The sequence below is a fragment of the uncultured Sunxiuqinia sp. genome (genome assembly GCF_947495665.1).
GTDB classification, from domain to species: domain Bacteria; phylum Bacteroidota; class Bacteroidia; order Bacteroidales; family Prolixibacteraceae; genus Sunxiuqinia; species Sunxiuqinia rutila.
Window position 1 is genome coordinate 1 of the sequence record NZ_CANLZV010000053.1, and the last position, 283, is coordinate 283.

Annotated in this window: 1 pseudogene; it reads right to left on the reverse strand. The window is 50.2% G+C overall.

Features of this window, described 5'->3' with window-relative positions:
- Nucleotides 1-283 (reverse strand): annotated as a pseudogene (locus Q1A18_RS19010) (HYR domain-containing protein); the annotation flags it as partial.

A 283-nucleotide genomic window follows, 5' to 3' on the forward strand; every position in this document is an offset into this window, starting at 1 on the left:
TCAACGTCTCCTGCGACAATTGTTGCCGATCCGGAGGCATCAAGCTGAACAGTGATGTCCTTGCAAACTGCTGTCGGAGGTGTCACATCATTGATGGTCACCGTAGCTGTACATTGATCCGTGTTGCCGCTGACATCAGTCACTATCAATGTAACTGTATTTGCACCAAGGTCTGCACAGGTGAAACTTGTCTTGCTTGCTGCCAGCGTAACAGCTCCGCCGCAGCCATCTGAGCTTCCATCGTCAATGTCTGCAGCTGTAATTGTTGCATTGCCTGTAGCAT